Consider the following 410-nt stretch of genomic DNA (forward strand, 5'->3'; position numbering starts at 1 on the left):
TCTGGGCGAGAATTTGAGAACGTAAGTCCTTTTGAACATGCACTGTGGGCTCTTGATAAACACATGTGGGCAGCAATGATTGAGTGCATCCCAAGCAATGAAGAGAGCAAAAAGGTATTTGCACGATTGGTTGCTCAATACAACAAAGTGAACATAACCGGAGTCACTTATAGGCTTAATGGAAAAACAATCACTGAAAAGCATTTTGATTTCGAAAATACCATCATCAAAGAGCTGCAAACGCAAGTAGATTTGATAACCGCGCCAGGAACTAAAAATTGGAGGTCATAGATAATCAGTGGCGAGAAGGTGTTGGTGGCGCACAAAAGCTGCTGCCTATGCATGTTGTTAATGAGTACTGCAGTGACGAACCTTTTTATCCAGTACCTGAGTTTACCTCACAGCCAAAA

General features: G+C 42.0%; 1 pseudogene. It reads left to right on the plus strand.

The features are described 5' to 3' along the window. A pseudogene (locus OK13_RS13745) lies at positions 1 to 410 on the plus strand (F-box protein); the annotation flags it as partial.

Source organism: Legionella norrlandica, from assembly GCF_000770585.1.
Classification (GTDB): domain Bacteria; phylum Pseudomonadota; class Gammaproteobacteria; order Legionellales; family Legionellaceae; genus Legionella; species Legionella norrlandica.